This window comes from Photobacterium sp. OFAV2-7, from assembly GCF_022347985.1.
GTDB lineage: Bacteria > Pseudomonadota > Gammaproteobacteria > Enterobacterales > Vibrionaceae > Photobacterium.
The window spans coordinates 1-3,238 of sequence record NZ_JAKRFQ010000611.1; the positions used below are offsets into that span (position 1 = coordinate 1).

2 protein-coding genes and 1 pseudogene are annotated in these 3,238 nt (G+C 41.1%); all 3 read right to left on the minus strand.

Annotated elements, in window-relative coordinates; all coding sequences use genetic code 11:
• Positions 1-149: 149 nt before the first annotated feature.
• Positions 150-2,090 carry a methyl-accepting chemotaxis protein gene (locus MHN01_RS21695; protein ID WP_239413379.1) on the minus strand — a complete coding sequence of 647 codons (1,941 nt, stop codon included), beginning with the start codon at positions 2,088-2,090 and terminating at the stop codon, positions 150-152.
• A 160-nt stretch (positions 2,091-2,250) separates the two neighbouring features.
• Complete coding sequence (locus MHN01_RS21700) at positions 2,251-2,862, minus strand: TetR/AcrR family transcriptional regulator (protein ID WP_239413381.1); 612 nt, start codon at positions 2,860-2,862, stop codon at positions 2,251-2,253.
• Between the two features lie 133 nt (positions 2,863-2,995).
• Positions 2,996-3,238: pseudogene (locus tag MHN01_RS21705) on the minus strand (carbamate kinase); the annotation flags it as partial.

Here is a 3,238-nt window from a genome sequence, read left to right on the forward strand (position 1 = left end):
AGAGATGGCTGAGTGGTTGAAAGCACCGGTCTTGAAAACCGGCATACGTTTGTAGCGTATCTAGGGTTCAAATCCCTATCTCTCCGCCATATTAGAAAGCCCAGCAGAAATGCTGGGCTTTCGTCGTTTAGGGTGTTTGACTTTGATTCCTACAACTTAAACTTGCCTGTGATTTCAGATAGGCTTTCCACGACACTCGATAATTGCTTCGTTGAGTTCTCTGTACTTTCCGCATTCTCGTTGGTTGCTATAGCAAGGCCATTTACTTCGATAACCGATTGATTGATCTCTTGAGCTACAGCATTTTGCTCTTCTGCAGCTGTTGCTATCTGAGTATTCATATCTTGTATCTGTCCAACTGAGGTCAAAATAGCATTTAATGACTCTCTGGCTTTTGTTGCCATTGAAATAGCATCTTTCGTATTGCTCTGGCTGTGTTCCATTGAGTCTACAGCCGATGTTGCAACCTTTTGTAGCTTATCAATCGTTAGATTGATTTCTTCGATACTATCTTGTGTACGGCTCGCCAGTGAACGAACTTCATCGGCTACAACGGCAAAACCCCGGCCTTGTTCTCCAGCACGAGCGGCTTCTATTGCGGCATTCAGTGCAAGTAGGTTGGTTTGGTCGGCAATACCTCTAATGACTCCTAGAACATCTCCTACATTCTCTGTCTCCTCCCTCAGTTCATCAATGGTTTGAGATACAGAGCTAATATCTTGGCCCAATGAATCTATAACTTGAGATGTTTTCTTCGTGATATTGGCGCCACTTCTCGCTTGCTCGAAGGCATTGGTTGCAGAGCTTGAAGCCTGTTGCGCATTTCTTGAGATTTCTTCTACAGTAGAAACCATCTCGTTCATCGCCGTTGCGGTCATCTCCATCTGGGAGATTTGTTGATCTGAGCTTTGCCTTGTTTCTTCCGCCAACGACGTCAATTCATCCGAAGTATGCTCAACCTGAGTTGATTGGTACCTGATACTACCAACTACCATCTTGAGCTTTTCGACCATGGTAACTGTCGCTGCATAAACCCCTGTGTCATTTCCTCTGGATACAGCATTAACGGTCAGGTCGCCTTCTGCAACTCGTTCGATAATGGCTTGTATTTCTTTAGGTTCACCACCAATAGGGACGTAAATCAACTTAACAATAATTGTGTATATGGCCACTAGAGTGATGGCAATAAACACGGCTGCAGACAGCAATGATACGCTCAACATATCTTCACTAGGCGCTAAGATCACATCTAATTTCTCGAAGGTGTAAACGTTCAATCCGTAGTTCGTTGGACCGTTTTTAGTCGCTACGAACTCTCTGCCATCATCTACCTGGTATTGCAAATGGGAGCCAGGAAAGTTGCGATACATTGGTCGAAATTCAAAAAAGTCTTTTCCAAGGAGTTCGGGGTAAGGTGCGTACAAGACTTTGTTTTCTGTATCGGTAAGAAATATTTGCCCATCAGTTACATTTTCTGAGACGAGCTTTTTCCATACATCGGATGATATATCAACGCCAACGACACCGATAAATAGTCCCTCTTGAGTCAGAGGCACTACAAGTGAAGATAGAAGCTTTCCTGTTACCTGATCAATCGATGGCTCGGTAAGAACGAATGGCAATCCAGATTTTGGTCCGGTATACCAATGCTTATTAAGTTGTATATCTGTGTATTGTTCTCCAGAATGCTCTAGAGATGTACCATCCTCAAAAACAATATAAGTTGCAGTACCGTTTGCAGAATTGTTTAGTTTGGTTAACAAGTTCACTACCGCAAGTTTGTTAGTAACTACCCCTTCTTTATATTGGATCGCTTCACTGATCATGTCTAGTTGCTGTTCAACACCAGAAATGTATTGATCGACTTGAATGGTGACCGACAAACCTTGTTGCTTTCTAAAGTGGATTGCTTCTTCGTAATTAAAGTCTTGGAAGGTTGTAAAACTGATTAATGATAAACTCAGAACTGTAACAGACAGCATAGTTCCGATGATTGATGTAAGCAACTGCTTTAAGCTGAGACTTCTAAACGCCATATATTTATACCAAATTTTATAGTTATTAGTAATAAATGGAAAATCATCTACCAAGCGCACCTTATCAAGGCTACTTAGCGCCCCCAGTTTTCATAAAGTCGATATAGTCCAACGACCTCTTATATTGTTGAACTGAACGTCAGTTTTAGAGTGAGTTACTGCTAGCTAATAAGTCATCCTCAGTATATTGCTGCCGTCATACTGCTTATAGGTTTCATTCTGAATCGACTCTTTGACAAATTTTTGGGATGTAGATTTGAAGATAAGATTCGGTAAGACGTACCGCTTCTTGAGCTAATTCTGGAGTGATATAACCAAATTTTCGATAGGAAAGAGAATAGATTTTATCGGCAACTTGTAGTGATATGGCAAAAATATTAATAGGTTGCGATAGTTGGGGGATATCAAAAAAACGTCTATAAATCATTTCAACCTGATGGCCTAATTCAAGATCATGTTCGGTATCGGCATGGCCTAATTCAGAGAATGTATGGCGCCCTAAAATTAGTTTTTTTGCAATGGGATTATTATTGTAATAGTCCACATAGGCAGTTTCTATCATTTTGTTGATATCAGTCCAGTGCGAGACTTTTTCTTCATCTATACATCGTTCCAATAATAGGTCGAATTCTTTAAAAACATCTATTAATAACGTATGAAACAAGTCTTCTATGTTAGGGTAGTGGTGGTACAGTGTTGATGTTGCCATGCCACACTCCTTGGCGACATCATACATAGAGATATCCGTTGCTTCACGTCTCTCCATCAACTGGACAACAGCCTCGTGAATTCTCCGTAATTTTTCTTCTGTCTTAACTTTTCGCATATGCTTGCCATATATCAAGTATATTATTAATTAGAAAGATAAAGGAGCGCTCGCCAAAAATCCATTGAGAGAATGAAAAGTTTAGCTAGCTCTCCTTTGATCCTATTTTACGGCTTATCAAATAATAACTGTTCTACTGGTGGATATGAGTACCGGATTTTCCTTCAATGATCTCTAGCGCGCAAGTCAGGTCACCGATATGCCCTTTTTGTCCTGTTTCTTTGACAAACTGACAGCAGGCATCCACTTTTGGCCCCATGGAACCCGCTGGGAAGTTGTACTGTTTCATTTGTTCAACGGAGACATTTTCCAGTTTCTCTTCGTCTGGTGTTCCCCAGTTCAAACATACATGCGTGCCGTCTGTCAGGATCAAGAT

Coding starts and splice junctions, on each gene's coding strand:
- MHN01_RS21700 (WP_239413381.1), bottom strand. CDS start 2,862: ATGCGAAAAGTTAAGACAGAAGAAAAATTACGGAGAATTCACGAGGCT.